This window comes from Moheibacter stercoris (assembly GCF_040545805.1).
Classification (GTDB): Bacteria; Bacteroidota; Bacteroidia; order Flavobacteriales; family Weeksellaceae; genus Moheibacter; species Moheibacter stercoris.
In genome coordinates this window covers 12,785-35,593 of sequence record NZ_JBEPMO010000012.1, presented here as the reverse complement: position 1 = coordinate 35,593, position 22,809 = coordinate 12,785, and the positions used below count along the sequence as shown (strand labels likewise).

21 protein-coding genes are annotated in these 22,809 nt (G+C 36.7%); 9 read left to right on the top strand and 12 right to left on the bottom strand.

Going from position 1 to position 22,809, the window contains the following annotated elements; all coding sequences use genetic code 11:
* Positions 1–11: 11 nt before the first annotated feature.
* The 9 genes from ABID46_RS09890 to ABID46_RS09850 form a co-directional block, all read right to left on the bottom strand.
* Positions 12–488, bottom strand: a complete 477-nt coding sequence (locus ABID46_RS09890) for a CvpA family protein (protein WP_354509604.1) — start codon at positions 486–488, stop codon at positions 12–14.
* Positions 488–1,645: a cysteine desulfurase family protein gene (locus tag ABID46_RS09885; protein WP_354509602.1), complete on the bottom strand. Its 1,158-nt coding sequence runs from the start codon at positions 1,643–1,645 to the stop codon at positions 488–490. The genes ABID46_RS09890 and ABID46_RS09885 overlap by 1 nt, the downstream gene beginning before the upstream one ends.
* Before the next feature lie 30 nt (positions 1,646–1,675).
* A complete protein-coding gene (locus ABID46_RS09880) occupies positions 1,676–2,125 on the bottom strand; it encodes a protease complex subunit PrcB family protein (protein ID WP_354509600.1) in 450 nt (149 codons plus the stop codon).
* A 51-nt stretch (positions 2,126–2,176) separates the two neighbouring features.
* Positions 2,177–2,992, bottom strand: coding sequence for a DUF4846 domain-containing protein (locus ABID46_RS09875; RefSeq protein WP_354509598.1), 816 nt, complete (start codon positions 2,990–2,992; stop codon positions 2,177–2,179).
* A 129-nt stretch (positions 2,993–3,121) separates the two neighbouring features.
* Positions 3,122–4,819: a ribonucleoside-diphosphate reductase subunit alpha gene (locus ABID46_RS09870; protein WP_354509596.1), complete on the bottom strand. Its 1,698-nt coding sequence runs from the start codon at positions 4,817–4,819 to the stop codon at positions 3,122–3,124.
* Between the two features lie 42 nt (positions 4,820–4,861).
* Complete coding sequence (locus ABID46_RS09865; RefSeq protein WP_354509594.1) at positions 4,862–5,836, bottom strand: ribonucleotide-diphosphate reductase subunit beta; 975 nt, start codon at positions 5,834–5,836, stop codon at positions 4,862–4,864.
* Positions 5,837–6,232: 396 nt separating this feature from the next.
* Positions 6,233–7,795: a ribonuclease Y gene (rny, locus tag ABID46_RS09860; RefSeq protein WP_435529326.1), complete on the bottom strand. Its 1,563-nt coding sequence runs from the start codon at positions 7,793–7,795 to the stop codon at positions 6,233–6,235.
* 275 nt (positions 7,796–8,070) lie between these two features.
* Positions 8,071–8,364: a cell division protein ZapA gene (locus ABID46_RS09855; protein WP_354509590.1), complete on the bottom strand. Its 294-nt coding sequence runs from the start codon at positions 8,362–8,364 to the stop codon at positions 8,071–8,073.
* Positions 8,361–8,720, bottom strand: coding sequence for an uS7 family ribosomal protein (locus tag ABID46_RS09850; RefSeq protein ID WP_354509588.1), 360 nt, complete (start codon positions 8,718–8,720; stop codon positions 8,361–8,363). The genes ABID46_RS09855 and ABID46_RS09850 overlap by 4 nt, the downstream gene beginning before the upstream one ends.
* 90 nt (positions 8,721–8,810) lie before the next feature.
* Here ABID46_RS09850 and ABID46_RS09845 point away from each other — a divergent pair, with 90 nt between their 5' ends.
* From ABID46_RS09845 to ABID46_RS09830, 4 genes are all read left to right on the top strand, one after another.
* Complete coding sequence (locus tag ABID46_RS09845; protein WP_354509586.1) at positions 8,811–10,508, top strand: M23 family metallopeptidase; 1,698 nt, start codon at positions 8,811–8,813, stop codon at positions 10,506–10,508.
* Positions 10,459–12,906, top strand: coding sequence for a TonB-dependent receptor (locus tag ABID46_RS09840; protein ID WP_354509584.1), 2,448 nt, complete (start codon positions 10,459–10,461; stop codon positions 12,904–12,906). The genes ABID46_RS09845 and ABID46_RS09840 overlap by 50 nt, the downstream gene beginning before the upstream one ends.
* A 200-nt stretch (positions 12,907–13,106) precedes the next feature.
* Positions 13,107–13,433 carry a GIY-YIG nuclease family protein gene (locus ABID46_RS09835; RefSeq protein ID WP_354509582.1) on the top strand — a complete coding sequence of 109 codons (327 nt, stop codon included), beginning with the start codon at positions 13,107–13,109 and terminating at the stop codon, positions 13,431–13,433.
* Positions 13,434–13,597: 164 nt separating this feature from the next.
* The gene (locus tag ABID46_RS09830; protein WP_354509580.1) at positions 13,598–14,104 is read left to right on the top strand and encodes a hypothetical protein; all 507 of its coding nucleotides are present in this window, start codon (positions 13,598–13,600) and stop codon (positions 14,102–14,104) included.
* A gap of 56 nt (positions 14,105–14,160) precedes the next feature.
* Here the strand turns inward: ABID46_RS09830 and ABID46_RS09825 are convergent, their stop codons facing one another.
* From ABID46_RS09825 to ABID46_RS09815, 3 genes are read right to left on the bottom strand one after another with little or no spacing between them, the layout of a single operon-like run.
* The gene (locus ABID46_RS09825) at positions 14,161–15,147 is read right to left on the bottom strand and encodes a glycosylasparaginase (protein ID WP_354509578.1); all 987 of its coding nucleotides are present in this window, start codon (positions 15,145–15,147) and stop codon (positions 14,161–14,163) included.
* Positions 15,137–15,409 (bottom strand): hypothetical protein, encoded by a 273-nt coding sequence (locus tag ABID46_RS09820; protein WP_354509576.1) that lies wholly within the window; start codon positions 15,407–15,409, stop codon positions 15,137–15,139. The genes ABID46_RS09825 and ABID46_RS09820 overlap by 11 nt, the downstream gene beginning before the upstream one ends.
* 30 nt (positions 15,410–15,439) lie before the next feature.
* A complete protein-coding gene (locus ABID46_RS09815) occupies positions 15,440–16,156 on the bottom strand; it encodes a copper homeostasis protein CutC (protein ID WP_354509574.1) in 717 nt (238 codons plus the stop codon).
* 141 nt (positions 16,157–16,297) lie between these two features.
* Here ABID46_RS09815 and ABID46_RS09810 point away from each other — a divergent pair, with 141 nt between their 5' ends.
* The 5 genes from ABID46_RS09810 (at position 16,298) to ABID46_RS09790 (ending at position 22,804) form a co-directional block, all read left to right on the top strand.
* A complete protein-coding gene (locus ABID46_RS09810; protein WP_354509571.1) occupies positions 16,298–16,831 on the top strand; it encodes a nucleotide exchange factor GrpE in 534 nt (177 codons plus the stop codon).
* Positions 16,832–16,840: 9 nt separating this feature from the next.
* The gene (dnaJ, locus tag ABID46_RS09805; RefSeq protein ID WP_354509569.1) at positions 16,841–17,965 is read left to right on the top strand and encodes a molecular chaperone DnaJ; all 1,125 of its coding nucleotides are present in this window, start codon (positions 16,841–16,843) and stop codon (positions 17,963–17,965) included.
* A gap of 96 nt (positions 17,966–18,061) precedes the next feature.
* Positions 18,062–18,895, top strand: a complete 834-nt coding sequence (locus tag ABID46_RS09800; RefSeq protein ID WP_354509567.1) for a 1,4-dihydroxy-2-naphthoyl-CoA synthase — start codon at positions 18,062–18,064, stop codon at positions 18,893–18,895.
* A 57-nt stretch (positions 18,896–18,952) separates the two neighbouring features.
* Positions 18,953–19,468: a TPM domain-containing protein gene (locus tag ABID46_RS09795; RefSeq protein ID WP_354509565.1), complete on the top strand. Its 516-nt coding sequence runs from the start codon at positions 18,953–18,955 to the stop codon at positions 19,466–19,468.
* A gap of 111 nt (positions 19,469–19,579) precedes the next feature.
* Positions 19,580–22,804 (top strand): type ISP restriction/modification enzyme, encoded by a 3,225-nt coding sequence (locus ABID46_RS09790; protein WP_354509563.1) that lies wholly within the window; start codon positions 19,580–19,582, stop codon positions 22,802–22,804.
* Positions 22,805–22,809: the final 5 nt, after the last annotated feature.

Here is a 22,809-nt window from a genome sequence, read left to right as displayed (position 1 = left end):
ATACTATTTCTTCAATTTTTAAAGAAACTAATTTTCAAGACTTCAACGATTTCCATCAAATAAGGAAGAAATTTACTTTGTTCAAGCGTATTGGGTTCAATCGAAGCATTCAAAAAAGGTAAAATATAGTATAGAAAAGCGCAAATTGCCAAGGTATACAACAGCAATCCGAAAATTGCTCCTCCAATTCGATTGAAAAATCCCAATCCAATGGTATGAACAGTGGAATGAATGATTTTGGATACAATACGAATTCCAACATAGACCAATCCGATGGTGGCAAGTAAAGCAACGATATTCACCAAATTATCGGGAATGGCTTCTTGTTGGTCCACAATCTCTTCTAGAAAACTAGAAAAATTTAGTCCAGCCCAAATGGCTAATCCAATTCCAACAAATCCAGCAAATGATTTGATGAATCCTTTTTGAAATCCAAACAAAGTTCCGATTCCTAAAAGAACCAATATCGAAATATCAATCCAATTCATTAAGCCGAAACTAAATGTTTTTCGCTGATTTGTTTTAATACCGAAACCAAACGATCGATATCTTCTCTTGTATTGTAACAACTAAAGGATACGCGGATTGGTGTAGTATTTTCAATTTGTTCGGGTGTTAAAATGGATTCAATAACTGCAGAAACTTTTGCAGCCCCAGAACTACAAGCGCTTCCTTGAGAAACGGCAATTCCTTTTAGTTCCAATTCAAATCCAATCAAAGAATTATAAAATGGCAAACGTATGTTTAAAACTGTGTATAAACTTTTCTCCAAATCGGCTGACAATCCATTGAACGAAACACCTGGAATGGCTTCTTTCAATTGTTCAATGGTATATTTTTTCAATCCTTCAATATGAGCACGATGGGCTTCTAAATCGTTGATGGACATTTCAAATGCTTTGGCCATTCCAACAATTCCATATACATTTTCGGTTCCAGAACGAAGGTTTCTTTCTTGTCCACCACCTGTAATTTGTGGTTTAAATTGAATGGATTTTTTCACATAGGCAAAACCTGCTCCTTTGGGACCATGCAATTTATGCGCACTACAAGAAGCAAAATCAATTCCCAGCTCATGTAAATTGAGCGGATAATGACCTAAAGTTTGCACGGTATCTGTATGAAACAATGCATTGTTTTCTTCACACAATGCTTGTACTCTTTTGACATCCAATAAATTCCCAATTTCATTATTGGCATGCATCAAAGTAACCAAAGTTTTCTTATCAGATGATTCCAATTTGGTTTTCAAATCTTCGTAATCAATAGAACCCCATTCATCTAAACCAACACGCAATACCTCAATGTTTCGAACATTTTCCATTTCTGCTGTGGTCTCCTTTACACACTTATGCTCGAGTGTAGACGTGATGATTCTTTGCACACCCAAATGCTCAACGCAAGATCGAATGATGAAATTATTGGATTCTGTCCCACAAGAAGTAAAGATAATTTCTGTTGGGCTAACTTCTAATTTTTCAGCGATTTTCTTTCGGGACAATTCCATTTGAGCTTTTGCTTCGCGTCCAAATACATGGGTTGAAGAAGGATTCCCATAAACATTTCGCATACAATCGGCCATCGCATCAATTACCTCAGGATGCATGGGAGTTGTTGCAGCATTATCTAAATAAACTTTTTGCATTTTGTGTGTTGTGTGTTAATTGATGAATTCTTATTCTTTGATGAATTCTATGGTAGGTTTTTCTACTTTGTCGACCAAAAGAATCATCATAGGTGATGTTATAGCCATGGTACCAAATTCGGTAGGGGAAGTTACAGAATAGGTAACTTGAATTTGATTTCCTTTTTGCGTAACAGATTTTATTTCGTAGGTATTTCCACCAGAATTTCTACTCTCAAAATTCTTGACTAGAATCATTTTTTCGTTTGAATCAAATTTCTTTGCACTAAGTGCCGGTTGAGAAGTTACTTCTGCCCAAAACAAGGAAAAATCAGCTTGATTATCGATAATACGCGTTTCTTCTATTCCGCTTCCACCGTATTCTTCTACATATAAAACTTCAAATTGATTCACTTTTTGTTCTGTTTGTTGATTGATTTTTGCACTGTCACAAGCAAGATTACTCAACAACAATCCAAAACATATCATCATATTTTTCATGAAAATAATTTTGAATCAAATTTACTGAATATATTTTGGAAGACTAAGAAATTATTCCTCTAAAAATTTAAACCTCATAAGGTCAGTGGTCATAAATCGCCACTCCGGTGTAAGCAATTCACCTTCTTTTACGGAATACCAAGGACTGATTTCGGGTTGATTGGGATTGGCTACAATTTGAATGTCTTGCGCTGGTTGAAAACTCTGGGCCAATAAGAAAAGTTTTTCGCCTTTTTTATTTTCTACCATATCCACGACCAAAACGGCATGACCGTTGGGCAAATTGTTTTGAACGAAAACATCCCCAATTTTGATGTCTTGAATGGGAACAGATTTTAAATCCTTGCAAAAACTTGGGGTGGAAACATTTTCCATCACAAAATCCAAATATTCATTGAAACTATTTCGGGAAAAATCTCCATCGGCAAATTCATTGAAACCTAGTTTTTTGCTTTCGGAATGAAAGGCAATTTTATCAAATTTGTTTTGGGAAAATAAATATTCAGATAACAAACGAATCACAGAATCTGTTGAGAATTGTAGGTTTTTCTGGGATAAAGGTAAATCAACAACCGATACATAAATATTGTTATTGGCTTTGATTTGACCATTGTAATAGCGCACCAAAGAACCTTCTGGTTTCAATTGTAACGTGCGTAAATATTCAGAAAACGTATTGGGGCGAATGGTTACGCGGTCGTATCCTAACGGAGCATCAAAACGTTCTAAAACCGTTTTTCCAAAATCATTGATCAAGGGTGTATTTTCGGTAAAACCCATTGCATTGGAATACACAATACTTTCATTATTCAAAGTATTGCATGAAAAAATTGCTCCTAAAAGCACTATAAATCCAAGCTTTTTCATTTGATTTCTTCTTAAGCTCCCTAAATCTTAAGTGATTCTATGACTCAAATATCATTCCAATTGGATATGGAAACAAAAAAATCCGTAAAAATCAAGATTCTTACGGATTCAAATTTATAAAAAAAATTGTTATGATTCACAACTTGAACAAGCCACCAAATTGGTTACCAATTCTTTTGAAACACTTTGGCTACGTTGATAATAAAGTGTTTTAACACCTAATTGCCATGCTTCAATCATCAATTTGTTAACTTCTTTGATTGGCAATTCAGAAGGAATATTCAAATTCAAACTTTGTGCTTGATCGACATATTTCTGACGAATGGACGCTTGTTGGATAATTTCCAATTGACTGATTTCACGGAAAGTTTTGAAAACTGCTTTTTCGTGATCGGTCAATCCCTCCACTTGCTGAACGCTACCTCCATTTAACATGATGCTTCTCCAAGTTTCTTCGTTATCCAAGCCTTTCTCTTGCAATAATTTTGCTAAGTATTTGTTTTTACGCATGAAATTTCCTTTGGACAATCCCGCTTTGTAATAGTTGGACGCAAAAGGTTCAATCCCAGGCGAAGTTTGACCCAAAATAGCTGAAGACGAAGTGGTTGGAGCAATCGCTAATGTCGTTGTATTACGGATTCCATAATCTTTTAACAATTCTGGTTCTCCATAAATTCTAGCCAAATCTGCCGTAGCTTTGTCTGCTCTATCTTTGATGTTTTTGAAGATTTCATTGGTCAACATTTTTGCTTCCAATCCTTCAAATGGAATCATGTTTTTCTGTAAGTAAGAATGCCATCCTAAAACACCCAATCCTAAGGCTCTATGACGTTTTGCGAAACGATTGGCAGATACCAAATAATGGTTTCCTTCGGTTTTTTCGATGAATTCTTGTAACACTGCATCCAAGAAGAAAATCGCCAATTTCACAGCTTCTGTATCTTTCCATTCGTCATACAATTCCAAGTTCATGGAAGACAAACAACAGATGAAAGATTCTTCTTCGCTAGAAGGCAACATAATTTCGGAACAAAGATTACTTCCATGAATTCTCATGTTTAAATCTTTGTAAACTTGTGGTTTATTTCGGTTTACGTTGTCAGAGAAGAAAATATAAGGCAATCCTTTTTGTTGTCTTGACTCCAACACTTTTGCCCAAATTTGACGCTTCTCTGTATCACCATCAATCATTTCCTGCATCCAATAATCTGGCACACAAACACCTGTAAATAGGTTTTGGATTGGATTTCCAATACTTTTAATTTTCAAGAACTCTTCAATATCTGCATGGTCGATATCTAAATACGCAGCAAAAGCACCTCTTCTAACACCCCCTTGAGAAATGGTATCCATAGCCGTATCAAACAACTTCATAAAACTTACAGCTCCACTACTTTTCCCATTGTCAGTTACTGCACTTCCTCTTTCGCGTAAAGTACCAAAATAACCAGAAGTACCTCCACCGATTTTGGTTTGCATGATAACTTCTCCCAATTTATGGGTAATTCCTTCAATACTATCTGGAATGAAAACATTGAAACAAGAAATTGGCAAACCTCTTTGGGTACCCATATTGGCCCAAATTGGAGAACTCAAACTCATCCAACCGCGTTCAATCATTTCTTTGAAAGGTTCAATCAATTCAGGTTTATACAAACGTTTTGCTGCAGCTGTTGCTACACGTTCAATTGCGCCTTCTACCGTTTCGCCTTTTAAAAGGTATCCACGATTTAAAATTTGTTCACTTTCTTCGTTTTTCCACCACAATTTTTCCATTTGCTCTGGAATGAGTGATGTCTGAATTGGGAGTTCGTTGTTTGTTTCCATACAGTTCTTGTGCTCTTGATTTTAATTTAGGTGTAATTTTCTTTAGAATAAATCGTTCGCTGTGATCGGTTTATCGTGTTTGGTATAATCCACAGGTCTTTTGGCGAAAAAGTCGTCATTGCTATTGGCAAATACTTCTTCTTCAAACCAGGCCATGGGTTTGTATTGTTCTTGTGTTGTATTGTAAATTGGTTTCAATCCAATTTTGCGCATGCTTTCATCTACTCTGAACTTCATGAAGTTCAACAAATCTGCTTTGTTAACGGTTGGGATTTCGCCGGCACTGAAAATCCAATCCAAGATTTTTCCTTCGATTTCGATGGAATTTTCAACGGTTTCGTGAATGTAAGCTATTGTTTGTTCGTCAAAGAAATCTGGAAATTCTTCACGAATCGTATTTACGATAAAGATTCCAGCATTGGCATGAATTTGCTCATCAACAGAGGTCCACGCAATGATATTGCTTACATTTTTCATGTAGCCTTTGAAACGAGTAAATGATAATATGATCGCAAATTGACTGAACAAAGAAACGTTTTCAATTAAAATAGAAAACAAGATTAACGAAACCACGTACTTCTTGCGATCGTCAGAACGAGCATCTTTTAAGGCGGATGACAAATAATCAATTCGCTCTCTAATCACTGGAACTTCTAACAAATTCTCAAATTCATCGTTGTATCCCAATACTTCCAACAAACGAGAATAAGCTTCTGAATGTCTAAATTCACATTCAGCAAACGTGCTTCCAAGTCCATTGAATTCTGGTTTTGGAAAATGTTGGTAGATGTCTCCCCAAAATGTTTTCACAGCAACTTCAATTTGAGCAATTGCCAGCAAACTGTTTTTAACTGCCAATCTTTCCTCTGGCGTTAAGTGCGAATGAAAATCTTGAGTATCTGCGGTGAAGTCTACTTCACTATGCACCCAAAATGATTTATTGATAGCATCCGTAAATTGGAAAATCCCTGGATATTCAAACGGTTTATAATTTATTCTTCTATCAAAAATGGACATAGTAAAATAATTTTTTGTTAGTATTGATTTGTTAAAATTTTCACCAATAGTGACCTGAAAATTGAGCTGTCGAGTGTATGATTCAATTACAGAAAAATTGAATTGTTTCGCTATCAAACTCTTATTCGATTAGTGTCTTATCCTATTGGTAATTTCAAAAATAGAATAACCTTTTCAAGTCTTGGCATCTTGGCAAGAAAAGAAATTAAAATGTTATCAACAAAGCGTTAATTTATTATTTATCAGACAGTTATTCAATTGAAATATTTTCATTTTTTTCGATGAAAAATCCCTCAAATTCGCATCAGAAAAGCCTTAGCGAAAGCTTTAAAAGAAAAAATCCTGAAGATTTCGCTCCAGGATTTTAGAAATTTATTTTCTTATTTTATCAACAAATTACCTTGCAATGTTCACCGCTCTTGTTTCACGAATTACAGTCACACGAACTTGCCCTGGATAGGTTAATTCATTTTGAATTTTATCAGTAATCAGGAATGACAATTCTGAAGCTTTTGCATCATCTACTTTATCACTTTCCACCATCACACGAAGTTCACGTCCTGCTTGAATCGCGAAAGCTTTCTCTACTCCATCAAAACTCAAGGCTGTTGTTTCCAAATCTTTCAAACGTTGAATATAAGATTCTACCACTTGACGACGCGCTCCAGGTCTTGCTCCACTGATCGCATCACAAACCTGAATGATCGGAGATAACAAGGAAGTCATTTCAATTTCATCGTGGTGAGCTCCAATTGCATTGACCACATCTGGATGTTCGCCATATTTTTCAGCCCATTGCATACCCAAAATTGCGTGAGGCAATTCTGATTCTTGCTCTGGCACTTTTCCAATATCGTGTAACAACCCTGCTCTTTTGGCCAATTTTGCATTCAAACCAAGCTCTGCAGCCATTGTTCCTGCCAAATGCGCCACTTCTCTAGAGTGTTGCAATAAATTTTGGCCATAGGATGAACGATATTTCATACGTCCAACGATGCGCACCAAATCTTTGTGCAAGCCATGAATTCCTAAATCCAAGATTGTTTTCTTACCAACTTCCAAGATTTCATCTTCAATTTGTTTGGTTGTTTTTGCGACAACCTCTTCGATTCTTGCTGGGTGAATACGTCCGTCGGTCACCAAACGGTGTAAGGATAAACGAGCAATTTCACGACGAACTGGATCGAAACAAGATAAGATAATCGCTTCTGGCGTATCATCTACAATGATTTCTACTCCTGTTGCTGCTTCAATGGCACGAATATTTCGTCCTTCACGACCGATAATTCTACCTTTCACCTCATCTGATTCAATGTTGAAAACAGAAACGGCATTTTCAATTGCTTGTTCGGTTCCGATACGTTGAATGGATTGAACGATGATTTTTCTTGCTTCATTTTTCGCATTCAATTCCGCATCTTCCATAATTTCTTGAATATGCGATTGTGCTTTGCTTCTCGCTTCATCTTTCAAGGTTTCCATCAATTCAGCTTTTGCTTCTTCTGCGGTATAATTGGCAACTTTCTCCAAAACTTCAACTTGCTTTTTGTGCATGGCATCTACTTCTTTTTGCTTCAAGTTCAATTTGTCTTGACGAGATTGTAGATTGCTTGTTTCATTTTTGATCTGATCTCTTGTACGTTGAAGTTCAGACATATCCAATTTCAACTTATCTTCTCTTTCTTTTATTTTCAATTCTGCTTCTGCAAATTTTCTCTCTCTTTGGTTGATGGATTCTTCATGCGCGGATTTCAATTCTAAGAATTTTTCTTTTGCTTGAAATATTTTTTCCTTTTTAATTGCTTCTCCTTCTTTTTGCGCATCATTGATGATTTCATCGGCTTTTCTTTTGGCGTCATCAATTAAGATTTGATTTTGCTGATCTACCGATTTTTTTGCTAAAAAATAACTTACCAAGGCTCCTATCGCAAGCCCCACTATTCCAACTATAATTGTCATTGTTTCCATTTCAATTTAAAATTTAGGTCATAAAAAAATCCCACATTAGTTACGAAAGTTTTGCGTAAACTCCTGAAAACAGGTTTTGAGTTAATTCCGTCAGTCAAAAATCCGCTGTCAAATAATTTGAACAACTTAGAGTTGTTGCGGCCCGCTTTCCGGACGGCATTCACCCGGTTACAAAACTGGCGTTGAGTTTACCAAAATAGTTAGAACTAATGTGGGATCGAATATTTTTACTACACTTAAGTAGCTGAGCGTCTATATATTAATGTTTATTTATTTTCCAATTCTCTTTCAATGAATTCGGTAAGTTCAAGGATTTTTTCATTGGCAATGGTACTATTGCCTTCTCCTTGACTTTTCACAATATTGAGTTTTGAAGCCATCTGCAAAGCCACCATAGAAATAGCGTCTTGTTTGTCTGTTACAGCATATCTGTCTTCAAATTCTTGTATCAATTTATTAATTTCTTTTCCTGCATTTCTAACCGCTTCCTCTTCTTCTGCATTGATGGTTAAAGGATATTGCCTACCGGCGATGTTGATCTTTATTTTGATACTATTCATCCTTTATCATTTTTTACTTGAGCTATACAAACATCCAGTTCTTTTATAAGTTTGTTTACTCGTAGTTTCATCAAACGTCTGTGTTCTTCGTCACCCAAAAGGGCATTTGCCACTTTCAATCGTTCATTGTCATCTTTCATTTTTAGGGCTTCAGATCGTGATGTTTTCAAACTTTCCTTCAATGATTCTATTTCCTCTGCTAGCGTTTCGTTTTCTTTTTTAATATTTCGATAAGCATCCACCAATTGATAGAGCTTTTGTTCAAGTTTTATGAAATTTGTTTCACTTTGATTCATCGTATAAGAGAACTTAATTCGTCCTAACTTATTTAACGCAAAGGTAACGAAAAATTGCATTGCTTCAAATCTGTTTCTAAATTTTAATTAATCCTAAATAGAAAAAGCTACTCTATGAATAATTTTTATTTTTGTTTAAAATATCAAAACATGAAAAACCTAAACATCTTAGTTTTGAGCTTGTTAACGTTTTGTGCTTGTGGTCAATCGCAAAACACCCAAGCTAATCCTAAGATCGAATACCCCAAAGGCGATTTCCGAAACCCACTTGGAATCACCAATTTTTTATCGGGCAACTTTGGCGAACTTCGAAACAATCATTTCCATAGCGGAATCGACATCAAAACCAATCAAAAAGAAGGCTACAACCTTTATGCAGTTGGAGATGGATTTATTTCACGAATCAATGTGTCTCCACGCGGATATGGAAATGCCATTTACATTGATCATCCAAATGGATATACCTCGGTTTATGCGCATATGCAAAAATTCAGCAAGGAAATTGAAGAATTCACCAGAGCGCATCAGTACAAAAATGAATCATTTGCCGTGGAAATTTATCCGAAGAAAGATGAATTAAAAGTGAAAGCCGGCGACATAATTGGATTATCTGGAAATTCAGGTGGATCGGCTGGGCCGCATCTTCATTTTGAAATTCGTGATACCAAAACCGAGGAACCTATCAATCCATTTTTATTTGGATTTGATGTTCCCGACACCTCTGCTCCTATGATCAACGGATTGTATATCTATCCGATCAATGGAAATGTAAACGGAAAAACCAGTCGTCAAGTCGTTGCTTCTGGCGCTAGTGTTTCGGCTTCTGGAAAAGTTGGATTGGGAATTAAAACCTATGACAAACACAATGGAGCGGATAATATGAACGGAATTTATCAGATCAATGTTTTTGTTGACAATAATCCTTATTACACCTACACCAATGATCGTTTGAATTTCTCTACAACTCGCGCCATCAATTGTTTGGTTGATTATGAGGATCGATTGAAAAATAATAGTTGGGTGTATCAATTGTACCGAAAAGAAGGAGATCCTTTGCATCAAATGTATTCCAATGTCGTGAACAATGGAATCATAGATTTGGAGGAAGGTAGAACCTATGACATCAAAATTGAGGTAAGAGATTATGCTGGAAATAAAAAAGAAGTGAAATACAAAATCACAGGAAAAACTCCACCAGCAGAAAAACCCATCTCTTCTGATGCGATCATTTTTCAATGGGATCAAGAAAATCATTTCAAAAGAGAGGGCATAGAATTGATGTTGCCCAAAGGAATTATTTACGAGGATTTGGAGTTCAAATACAAATTAGCAGACAATGGAAAACATTGGGTTCATGATTGGAATATTCCTGTACATTCTTATTATACCATTGCGATTGAACCCAAAGATGTTCCTACTGCCCAATTGGATAAAGCAATTTTGGTTCGGGAATATCAACAGAGAGGAGCTTGGAAGAAAGAATTCATCACGGCAGAATATAAAAATGGGAAAATCGTAGGTGAAGCGAGAGACTTTGGAGTTTTCTCTGTAGCAATCGACAATACGAAACCAACAATAACTCCCGTTAATATCAAAGAAAACAGTACATTTACGGGCGCTAAAGCAACCATTCGCTTTACGATAAGTGACAGTCAATCAGGAATTGAAGGATTTGCCGCCTATATTGATGGAAAATGGACGTTGACGACCTATGATCAAAAATCAAAATCCTTAACCATCGATTTAAATCGTGAAGGAATTACAAATGGAAAACATCAATTAGAATTAAAAGTTTGGGATGAAAAAAACAACACCGCAACCTACACCGCAAATTTCACAAAGAATTAATTTATTCTTTCTTTTCGTTTTATTTGCCGGATTTACCTTCGCACAACAAGCAACTTTCAAAGGAAAAGTATTTGACGAATACAATTTCCCTCTCATGGATGTAACCGTGACCGATGGAACCAATACAACTTATACAGATGGAAATGGAAATTTTAGTCTAACTGTTTCTTCTGATTCCGACATCCAAGTTCGTTTTGAACAAGATGGCCGAATTACCTTCACAGAAACCGTGAATGTCGCTTCGGGTCAAACCTACGAACGTTATATTATTTTGTCGGAAGGAGCATCTGACGGAGTTCAATTGCAAGAAGCAATCATCATGGGGGAACGCCCAAAACCAATCAATAGTACTTCTTTAAGTCCAGCTGATATGGAAACTTCCATTGGTCTTACGGGAGGTGTTACGGAAATGATTGGTAGTTTACCTACTGTAAGTGTTGGTTCGGAATTAACGTCTCAATACCGTGTTCGCGGAGGAAGTTATGATGAAAATTTAATTTATGTAAATGGAATCGAAATCTACAAACCACAATTAATTCGTTCAGGCGAACAAGAAGGCTTGGGATTTGTGAATCCCGCAATGACCGAAGCCGTTAACTTTTCTGCAGGTGGATGGGAAGCGAAATACGGAGACAAAATGTCGAGTGTTTTGGACATCATCTACAAACGACCAAGATCTTTTGAGGCTACCGTTGAAGCAAGTTTGATGGGTGGAAATCTAACGGTTGGATCTGGCTCAAAAGACGGTAAATTCTCTGCAATCGTTGGAGCGCGTTATCAAAATAGAAACTTAATTTTGAATACCTTGGATGGTGAGAGTGATTTCAATCCAAGCTATTATGACGTTCAAGCCTATTTGAATTATAAGTTCAATTCGAAATGGGAAGTTTCCTTTTTAGGAGCAAAAACCGATTCAAAATTTGATTTGGTTCCAAAAAATCGTGAAACCAAATTCGGAACCTTGGACAATCCAATGAGTTTAACTGTTTTCTACGAAGGAAACGAAGAAGATAAATTCCAAACCGAATCAGGTTCCTTGACCATTCGTCATAAACCGAACACAAAATTGGATTTGGTAGTGGACGCATTTGCATTCCATTCCAAAGAAAGAGAATATTTCGACATTTATGGTGCGTATAGAATCAATGAATTGGACGGAGAAGGAAATTATTTGTCTACATACGACATCGGAAGCCAAATCGACCATGCGAGAAATAATTTCGACGCTTTGGTTGTGGGAGCACAACACAGAGGTCGTTACAAAATCAATGTAAACAACGATATCGAATGGGGTTTAAAATACCAACGTGAAGACATCCGTGATTTGATGAGTGAATGGCAATATTTGGATTCGACTGGCTATTCCATTCCGAACATTTACAATCCAGGACAATTGGATCCAAGCAATTTGGAATTGAATTATAGCATCCATGCGAAAAATGAATTGGCTTCCAATCGTTATGCAGCATTTGCTCAATACACCAAACGTTTCATGTGGGGAAATTCCAAAGTTTTAGTAAACGGAGGAGTTCGTGCCACCTATTGGGATTTCAACGAAGAATTGAACATCAGTCCAAGGGCGCAAATTGCCATCAAACCCGATTGGGAGAAAAATATGACTTTCCGTTTCAATACCGGAATTTATTACCAGCCGCCTTTCTACCGTGAAGTAAGAAGATTGGATGGAACTTTAAACAACGAAGTAAAATCACAACAATCTGTTCATTTTATTTTGGGTCATGACTACGAATTCAACATGTGGAATAGTCCATTTAAAATGACAACAGAGGCGTATTACAAATTATTCAACGATTTGAATCCATATTTCGTGGACAATGTAAGAATCCGTTATACGGCTGATAACAATGCGAAAGGATATGGTTACGGAGTCGATATGCGTTTGTTTGGGGAATTTGTTCCAGGCGTGGATTCTTGGTTGAGTTTATCGTATGCAAGAGCATTCCAAAACATCGATGACCGAGGAAACATCCCGATGGCAACTGACCCACGTTTCAAAGCTTCGATTTTCTTCCAAGATTATATGCCGATTTTGCCTTCGTTCAAAGTCAATGTAAATTTGGTGTATGCTTCGGGAGTTCCAAATGGAGCGCCACCTTTGACTGATCCTTATGATTACCAAAATTATTTAACCGATTACAAACGTGTCGACATCGGATTCATCAAAGAATTCATCAACCAAAATGAATTGAAAGCAAACGGAAACTTCTGGAAAAATTTCAAAGAATTGTCTTTAGGAGTTGATTTGTTCAATATTTTTGACATCCGCAATGAAATTAGTAATACGTGGGTTCGTGATGTAAATTCATCTCAAATCTATGGCGTTCCGAATCGTTTAACAGGTAGATTCATCAATGCAAAAATAAGAATGAAGTTCTAAATTTTAGAAATATGATATTTGAAAAAGGATGAAAGTAAACTTTCATCCTTTTTTTAGTATACCTTGATGTCATGCTGTCCCGATAGCTATCGGGAGTCGAAGCATATTCTACTAATATAAAACCTTCCTATATATTTAGTCATGCTGAGCTTGTCGAAGCATTTCTAAACAATTCGCAATTTTATTTGTAAATTCAACACATGAAAACATTTTATGTGTACATACTAAAGTGCTCAGATGAAAGTTATTATACAGGATTGACATCAGATTTAGAAAAGCGATTTATGCAACATCAAGAAGGCTGGTTTCAAAATTGTTTTACTTTCAAAAGAAGACCTTTGAAATTGGTATTTTATCAAGAGTTTTCTGATTTTAATGAAGCTATGTTATTTGAGAAAAAAATTAAGGGTTGGAGTAGAATTAAAAAGAAAACTCTGATTGAAGCGAGATGGGAAGACTTGAAAATCCTAAGTAAAAATTATACTGAATTTGGAAAGCCCAAAGACCCTTCGACAAGCTCAGGGTGACCTATCATATTAAAATTAAAATCTTGACATTATTTAAACATTTCACATATCTCATTTAAATTTTTCTTTTGGCATATTCCTGCAAAAAACAAGAAATTACAAAAGAAGAACAATTAACCACTAAAACAGAATTTGATTATTATTTTCCACTATAAACCGACAGTTTGGATAGAAGCAAATTCCCAGATCAACAAGGGAAATTACATCCAGATATAAATAGATGGTTTTCAGAATACCTTCAAAAAATGGAAGAGCCGAATTTCTCTAAAAAAATTGATTCGGGTTATATCATTCGATACACGATTCTGCCTTCTTTTACAAATTCCTACACCTATCGAATCCAAAAAAGTTTTAATGATTGGTATATCCATTACAAAGAAATTGAACTTTTAACTACATCTGATTCTTATGAACCAGGAGAAATTGTAAAAGACACCCTCGTGGCATTTGATTGGCATACCTTTTATCAATTGGAACAGAAACTAAAGCAATTTGATTTACCCAATCATAATACGCATAATCAAATGGGATTAGATGGAGACATTCATATTTTGGAAGTCTATAAAAATGGTGATTACCAATTCATTCAAAGATGGTCACCACGAGAAGAAGATGAAAAAGAATTCATTGAACTAACCAAAATGATTGAAAATATTTACCTAAAAAATTAAATCCTCCGTCACCCTGTCCCGATAGCTATCGGGAGCCGAAGGACTAAATTCTATAATTATTTCGACAAAAAATCAGGCGATACATTTTTGTTTTCCCCATTCTGATAAATCTGATAACTAAATCCACCGTGAACCGAATAAGCGCCCACTTCACCTTTAGTATTCAAGGCAATAAACCCGACTTGAAAATCTTTGCGATGTATTTGTTTTTTCATAATTCGATTGACCGCTTCTTCACAAGCTTGTTGAGGGGTTCTTCCGTGACGCATCAATTCCACAATTAAAAAAGAACCAACGGTTTTCAAAACCTCCTCGCCCAATCCCGTTGCAGTTGCTGCACCTACCTCATTGTCCAAAAATAATCCAGAACCGATAATCGGTGAATCTCCTACTCGACCGTGCATTTTGTACGCCAATCCACTTGTGGTACATCCGCCCGCAAGATTCCCGTCTTTATCGATTGCGAGCATCCCAATTGTATCGTGATTTTCTATGTTGATAATCGGTTTGTATTCTGAAGTAACTTTCCATTCCTCCCAAGCTTTTTTAGAGGATTCTGTCAAAAGATTGGTGCGTTTAAAACCTTGTGCAACCGCAAAATCCTCCGCTCCTTTTCCTGCCATCAAGACATGCGGTGTTTCTTCCATCACCTTTCGTGCAACCGAAATCGCATGCACGATATTTTGAAGAAAAACAACAGAGCCATAATTACCGTTATGATCCATGATACATGCGTCCAAAGTCACAATCCCTTCGCGATCGGGCAATCCGCCATAACCAACCGAAGAATTTTTCGGATCTTCTTCTTCAACATTGCAGCCTTTTTCAACCGCATCGAGAGCAGAACCTCCTTTTTCCAAAACTTCCCAAGCTTTGGCAGTAGCATTAGGCACGTTCCACGTGGCAATCACCAAAGGACCTTTAAATTCTGATGAGTGAGTGGATACTGGAAGTTCCTCTAATCCCTTTGCCAATACAGAACCTCCAACAGTTAAGCCCAAGCCTGATAAAGCAGTATTTCTAATAAATTTTCTACGGTTCATTTCGATTATTTTCTATAAAATTATCTATTTCTTCTTGTGAAATGGAATTTAAATTGGCTAAAGATTGAATGGTTTCTCCTAATGTATGGAACAAACGAATTAGATTTTGAACATTGACATCAGTTGAATCTTCAAAATGACCAATTTCAAAATCTACGATTTCCCCCACATCAAACAATTGATTGTATTCCTGCATTTCCCCAAACATCGATAAATTTAAAATTTGCGTAAAAACGATGTTTTGTTGATCGGTTAAATCCACAATACTCTCGATTAGTATAACATGCTCATATCAAGTCATTTTCAATTGTTGAATGATCTCGACATCCGAAACAAATACTTTTGTTTCGTCCATAAATTTTGCCGAATTCATAGAAATTTTGGGCGCAGGATTTTCTTTCCAAACCGCAGAGGCAGAAGCATGAATTTCCTCAAACCCCTTTTCTTTGAATAATTTCGCATTCGATGGATTGATTCCTCCTCCAGGCAAAATAGTTAAAATTCCCTCCGTTTGCTTTTTCAAGTTCCATAAAAGATCAATTCCCTTTTCGGCTGAACTTTCCTGCCCTGAACTCAAAATCCGATTCACACCCAAATCCATTAAAATTTCAGCACCCTCATTGGGATTGGGAATCAAGTCAAAAGCTCTATGGAAAGTAAATTTCATGGGATAGGACGCTTGAACCAATTCTTTGGTACGCACCACATCAATTTCAAAATTTTCGGTTAGTACACCACTTACAATTCCTGAACAACCTAAATCTTTGCACAATTCAATATCTTGTAACATCGCTTGAAATTCAGCTTCCTCATAAACAAAGTTTCCACTTCTAGGACGAACCAAAACATATACCGGGATTTTCACGGCTCCTAATACTTGAAGCAAAAGTCCATACGAGGGAGTTACACCACCTACTGCCAGCTCTGAACAAAGTTCAATTCGGTCGGCTCCTGCATTTTCTGCATGAATGGCCGATTGGACAGATGTTGCACAAATTTCAATTTTCATGTATGAGTCTTTTCAATATTTAAAGATAGAAATTATTGATTCAAAACCACGGCAATTTTTATAGGAAGGGTTTAACTGCCAAACTGACAGAATTCTTGGATTGGCAATGTTTTTGACTAATTCAACCAAAATAATAATACGATGTCAGAAAATACGAATGAAGAAATTTTGAATGAAAATCTTGAAAATCAAGATACTACTACTGAAAATACAGATGAAAACATTTCAGAAGTTGATCGATTAAAAGAAGAACTTCAAAAAGAAAAAGATCAGTATTTACGATTATTCGCAGAATTTGATAATTACAAAAAACGTACAACAAAAGAACGTTTCGATATATTCAAAACCGCTAATTCAGAAGTTATTACCGCTTTACTTCCTGTTTTGGACGATTTTGAAAGAGCCATGAAAGAAATTGAAAAATCATCTGATCAAGACCTTTTCAAAGGAGTTTCCTTGATTCAAACGAAATTAACGGAAACCTTACGAGGAAAAGGACTTAAATCTGTCGAAATTGCAGCAGGTGACGAATTTGACACTGACAAAATGGAAGCGATTACACAAATTCCAGCACCCAGTGACGAATTAAAAGGAAAAGTTGTCGATGTTGTCGAAACAGGATATGCCTTGAACGACAAAATCATTCGCTACGCTAAAGTGGTAACAGGAAATTAAAGTATTAAGATGTCAAAAAGAGATTATTACGAAATATTGGGGATTTCCAAATCTGCAAGCGCAGATGAAATCAAAAAAGCCTATCGTAAGCAAGCGATAAAATATCACCCTGACAAAAATCCAGGAGATAAAGAAGCAGAAGAAAAGTTTAAGGAGGCTGCGGAAGCTTACGAAGTTTTGAGCGATCCAAACAAAAAAGCTCGATATGATCAATATGGTCATGCGGGAATGGGTGGCTCAGGCGGATTTGGAGGCGGAGGCGGAATGAACATGGAGGATATTTTCTCTCATTTCGGTGATATTTTTGGCGGCGGATTCGGTGGTGGTTTTGGAGGTGGCTTCGGTCAACAACAACGCGGCCCAAGACGTATGAAAGGTTCTGATTTGCGCATTCGCGTAAAATTGAACTTGGAGGAAATGATGAATGGTACCACCAAAAAAGTCAAAGTAAAACGTTTCAAACAAGCGCCTGGAACGACATTTAAAACTTGTCCTACCTGTAATGGATCGGGAGTTCAAATTCGCGTGACCAATACATTTTTAGGTCAAATGCAAACCCAAACTACTTGTGGAACTTGTCAAGGAATTGGGAAAGTAGCAGACCATATTCCCCCTGGAGCCAATAACCAAGGATTGAATAAAATCGAAGAAACCGTTGAAATCAAGATTCCAGCGGGTGTTCGTGAAGGAATTCAATTGCAAGTTGCTGGAAAAGGAAACGATGCTCCATTTGACGGAATTGCAGGTGATTTATTGGTCTTGATTGACGAGGAACCGCATGCAGAATTAAAAAGGGACGGTAACAATCTACATTATGATTTGTACATCTCCATCCCAGATGCAATTTTGGGATCATCCAAAGAAGTTCCAGCAGTTAACAACAAAGTTCGAATCAAAATTGACAAAGGAACCCAATCTGGGAAAGTCTTGCGATTGAAAGGTCAAGGTTTGCCAAGCTTAAATGGGCATGGCAATGGTGATTTATTCATTCATATCAATGTATGGACACCCGATAAATTGACCAAAGAACAAGAAGCATTTTTTGAAAAAATTAAAGATGATGAAAACTTCTCTCCACATCCTCAAAAAGATGATAAATCCTTTTTTGATCGTGTGAAAGAAATGTTTAGTTAAGATTTCACATAAAATATATCCAAAGTCCCGAATTTGTTCGGGACTTTTTATTTCGACTGAATCGCATTCCGTATTTTTACAAAAAAAATTCAAAACATGAACACCATCCATTGGCAAACTGTCAAAGAATACGAAGATATCACCTTTAAAAAATGCGAGGGCGTTATGCGCATCGCATTCAATAGACCCGAAGTTAGAAATGCATTCCGTCCGAAAACAGTTTTTGAATTGCTGGATGCTTTTCAATTGGCAGAAGAAGACCGCGAAGTAGGAGTCATTTTGTTAACCGGCGAAGGTCCTTCACCCAAAGACGGTGGCTGGGCTTTTTGTTCGGGAGGTGACCAACGCGTTCGTGGTAAAAAAGGGTACGAAGGTCAAGATGGTATTGGTCGATTGAACATCTTGGAAGTTCAACGCCTCATTCGTTTTTCTACCAAAGTCGTTGTAGCCGTTGTTAACGGTTGGGCTGTCGGTGGCGGACATTCCCTTCATGTGGTATGTGACATGACTTTGGCGTCAAAAGAACATGCGATTTTCAAACAAACCGATGCCGATGTGGCAAGTTTTGATGGCGGATACGGTTCTGCTTACTTAGCCAAACAAGTGGGTCAAAAACGTGCACGCGAAATCTTCTTTTTGGGAATGAATTATTCCGCGCAAGAAGCCTATGACATGGGAATGGTCAATTTGGTTGTGCCTCATGAGGAATTGGAACAAGTGGCATTTGACTGGGCACAAGAGATTTTAACCAAATCCCCCACTGCTATCAAAATGTTGAAATACGCATTTAACTTAGTCGATGATGGATTGGTAGGACAACAAATCTTTGCAGGTGAAACTACTCGTTTTGCCTATGGAACCGAAGAAGCCGAAGAAGGTCGAAATGCTTTTCTTGAAAAAAGACCAAGAGATTTTAAACGTTTTAGATAACCATAGAAACCTTGTCGGATTAACCACCCGACAAGGTTCTCCCTAAAAACTTACCCAATGATGACACGTATTTTATTCGTCCTTTTTGCCTTGATTGCAACTTTGTTTGTAAAGGCTCAAGAAACCGAAACAATCCCTTCTCCCAAAACAATCACTACAACCAATTTCCCTGAGAAATTGGGATTGGTCAATGATCATGTAGGCATTCTTACTGCTGAGGAGGTTGCAAAATTGACTACACAGCTCACAGATTATCAGTCTAAAACCAAGCGCAATCTATACATTGTGATGGTTGACGACACAAAACCTTATCAGAATATGGTTGATTATACGCGTGACCTAAGTCTTGAATGGGGATTGACGCCTGATGATGAAAAGGACTTAATGATTGTATTGGGATTTGACATTCATGATGTGCGTGTGCTTTCTAGTTCGGAAAATTTGGAAAAACTAAGTCTTGACTTTCTCAACTCTGTTTTGAACGATAGTCTTTTGGCAAACTTCAACGAAGGAAAATTCTACCAAGGACTTCATCTTGCTTCTAAAAGGATTATGGAAGCTTGGGGGGAGTAAGAGATTTTTTCAAAATTAATAGAATACTACTAGGAATATTTATTAGCTATTCAAATGTTAAAATTCTGGTTATATTTGTTTGGAAAGGAACTCTTTAACAACATTAACTAGATGACAACTCAACAATACATTGATAATTTGAATCAACGCTTCAAATTAGGAAATGCTACTGAACATACTTTTAGAGGTGATTTACAAGCCTTAGTAGAACATCTTTTACCAGGAATACAAGCCACGAATGAGCCCAAGCGTCAGGCGTGTGGTGCTCCAGATTATATTTTGACTCAAAATAAAATTGAAAAAGGCTATATAGAAGCAAAAGATATAGGTGATAAGGATCTTGAAGGTGCAAAGAAAACGGGGAATAAGCTACAATTTGATCGGTATAAACAGGCATTACCTAATTTACTTATTACGGATTATCTACGATTTCGCTTGTATAGAGAGGGTGAGTTTGTAACAGAGGTAAAAATTGGTGAAGTTGATGGAAATCGGATTGTACCTATTGTTGGGAATTTTTCACATTTTGAAAATTTAGTAAAGGATTTTGCGAGCTATAAAGGTCAGACGATTAAAAGCCCGAAGAAGTTGGCAGAAATGATGGCGGGGAAAGCGCGGTTGTTGTCCGATGTGATTGAAAATGCGCTGAATTCTGACGAAATAAACTATGAAAATAGTACGCTGAAAGACCAAAAATTGGCTTTCAAACAAATCTTGATACATGATATAACACCAAAAGGGTTTGCAGATGTTTATGCGCAAACGATTGCTTATGGAATGTTTGCGGCAAGACTACACGACCCTACTCTACCAACGTTTAGTAGGCAGGAAGCAGCAGAGTTAATCCCAAAGTCCAATCCTTTTTTACGAAAGCTTTTTGGGTATATCGCTGGACCAGATATAGATGACCGAATCTTATGGATTGTAGATAGTTTGGTAGAGATTTTCTTGGCGTGTAATGTTGAGGAGATTTTGAAGAACTATGGGAAGGCAACGAAAATGGAAGACCCGATCATTCATTTTTATGAGACTTTTTTGAGCGAATATGACCCGAAGTTGCGTAAAGCAAGGGGTGTATGGTATACGCCTGCGCCCGTTGTAAATTTCATTGTACGTGCTGTTGATGAGGTGCTCAAAACAGAATTTGGGTTGAACCAAGGTTTGGCAGACACGAGCAAGACGACCATCAAGTTAAATACACAAATTGCAGATAAGCGTTCTGCAACGGGTTATAAGCAAGAGGAACGTGAGGTGCATAGGGTGCAGATACTTGACCCTGCTACTGGAACGGGAACTTTTCTTGCCGAAGTGGTGAAACATATTTATAAAAAGTTTGAGGGACAGGAAGGTATTTGGACAAATTATGTGGAGCAACATTTATTGCCTCGCTTAAATGGTTTTGAGTTGTTGATGGCGAGCTATGCTATGGCTCATTTGCAGATGGATTTACTGCTTAAGGAGACAGGGTTCAAACCTATGTCTAACCAACGTTTGCGTGTATATCTAACCAATAGTTTGGAAGAGAGCCACCCAGACACGGGTACTTTGTTTGCCAATTGGTTAAGTACAGAAGCAAATGAAGCAAACCATATCAAAACCAATACACCTGTGATGTGCATTATTGGTAATCCGCCTTATAGCGGTATTTCTTCTAACAATGGTGAATGGATTGCAAGTTTGATAGAGGATTATAAATATGTTGATGGTGTGCATTTTAATGAACGTAAACATTGGTTAAATGATGATTATGTAAAGTTTCTGCGCTATGGACAACATTATATAGAGAAAAATGGTAGCGGAGTTTTGGCTTACATTAACCCTCATGGGTTTTTAGATAATCCTACTTTTAGAGGGATGCGTTGGAATCTTTTGAAAACCTATGATAAAATTTACACCATAGATTTACACGGAAATTCGAAGAAGAAAGAAACCGCTCCTGATGGAGGAATAGACCAAAATGTATTTGATATTCAACAAGGTGTTTCAATCAACATTTTTGTTAAAACAGGGGAGAAAAAAGAAAATGAATTGGGGAAAGTATTTCATTATGATTTGTATGGAAAAAGAGAGGATAAATATGATTTTTTAGTGAATAATTCTCTGAATAAAATAGGTTTTAATGAGATAGAATATTCAGAACCCTATTACTTTTTTGTACCAAAAGATGAAAATGGAAGAATTGAATATGAAGAAGGAATAAGAATATCTGAACTATTTCAAAATAATTCTGTTGGATTTGTATCTGCTAATGATAATTTAAATATTTCCATGTCCTCAGAAGAACAAAGAGAAAAAATTAAGGACATTTTAAATTTAGAAGAAAATATTTGGCGAAATAAATATAATAGGTTAAAAGACGCTAGGGATTGGCAATATAATTTTGCTAAAAATGATGCATTTAATAATCAAAATAATAGTTTAACAAATGTAACATATAGACCTTTTGATATAAGATTCACATTATACACAGGAAATTCACGAGGATTATATTCCTCCCCACAACCAAAAACTTTGTTACATTTTTTAAATAATAAAAAAAATGTTGGATTAGTCATCGGACGTCAGGGACAAGTTGTTGGTTCTATGCCATGGAATTTGGCTTTTATTACAAATTCTGTAACAGATTTTAATTTATTTTATCGAGGTGGAGGAATGATTTATCCTCTCTACCTCTACCCTGAGCGTACAGAACAACAAAGTTTGGAAGGAAAGGTTGAGCGAGTTCCAAATTTGAATATGGAAATTGTACGGGAGATTGAAAAGTCTTTGGGGATTGATTTTGTTGCGGAGCGCGAGGAAGGGAATTTGTGTTTTGCAGAGAATGTGGATGAGTTACAGGATGCTTACAAAGCAAGTTTTGCTCCAATTGATTTGCTTGACTATATCTATGCGGTCTTGCACTCGCCTGCTTATCGCGAAAAATACAAGGAGTTTTTGAAGATTGATTTTCCGAGGGTTCCTCATCCGTCAGATGTTTCGGTATTTTGGCAATTGGTGAAGTTGGGTGGAAAGTTGAGAAGGATTCATTTGCTGGAATCTGAACAGGTGGAACGCTATGTTACGAAGTATCCGATAGGTGGAGATAATGTTGTGGATAAGCCTTTGTACAAAGATGGAAAGGTTTACATAAATGAAACGCAGTATTTTGAAGGAGTACCAGAGGTTGCATGGAATTTTTACATAGGTGGTTATCAGCCCGCACAAAAATGGTTAAAAGACCGTAAAGGAAGGGCATTGGAGTTCGACGATATTTTACACTATCAGAAAATCATCGTTGCATTAATGGAAACTGATAGGTTGATGAAGGAGATAGATATGGTTGGGGTTGTGGATTGAATAAA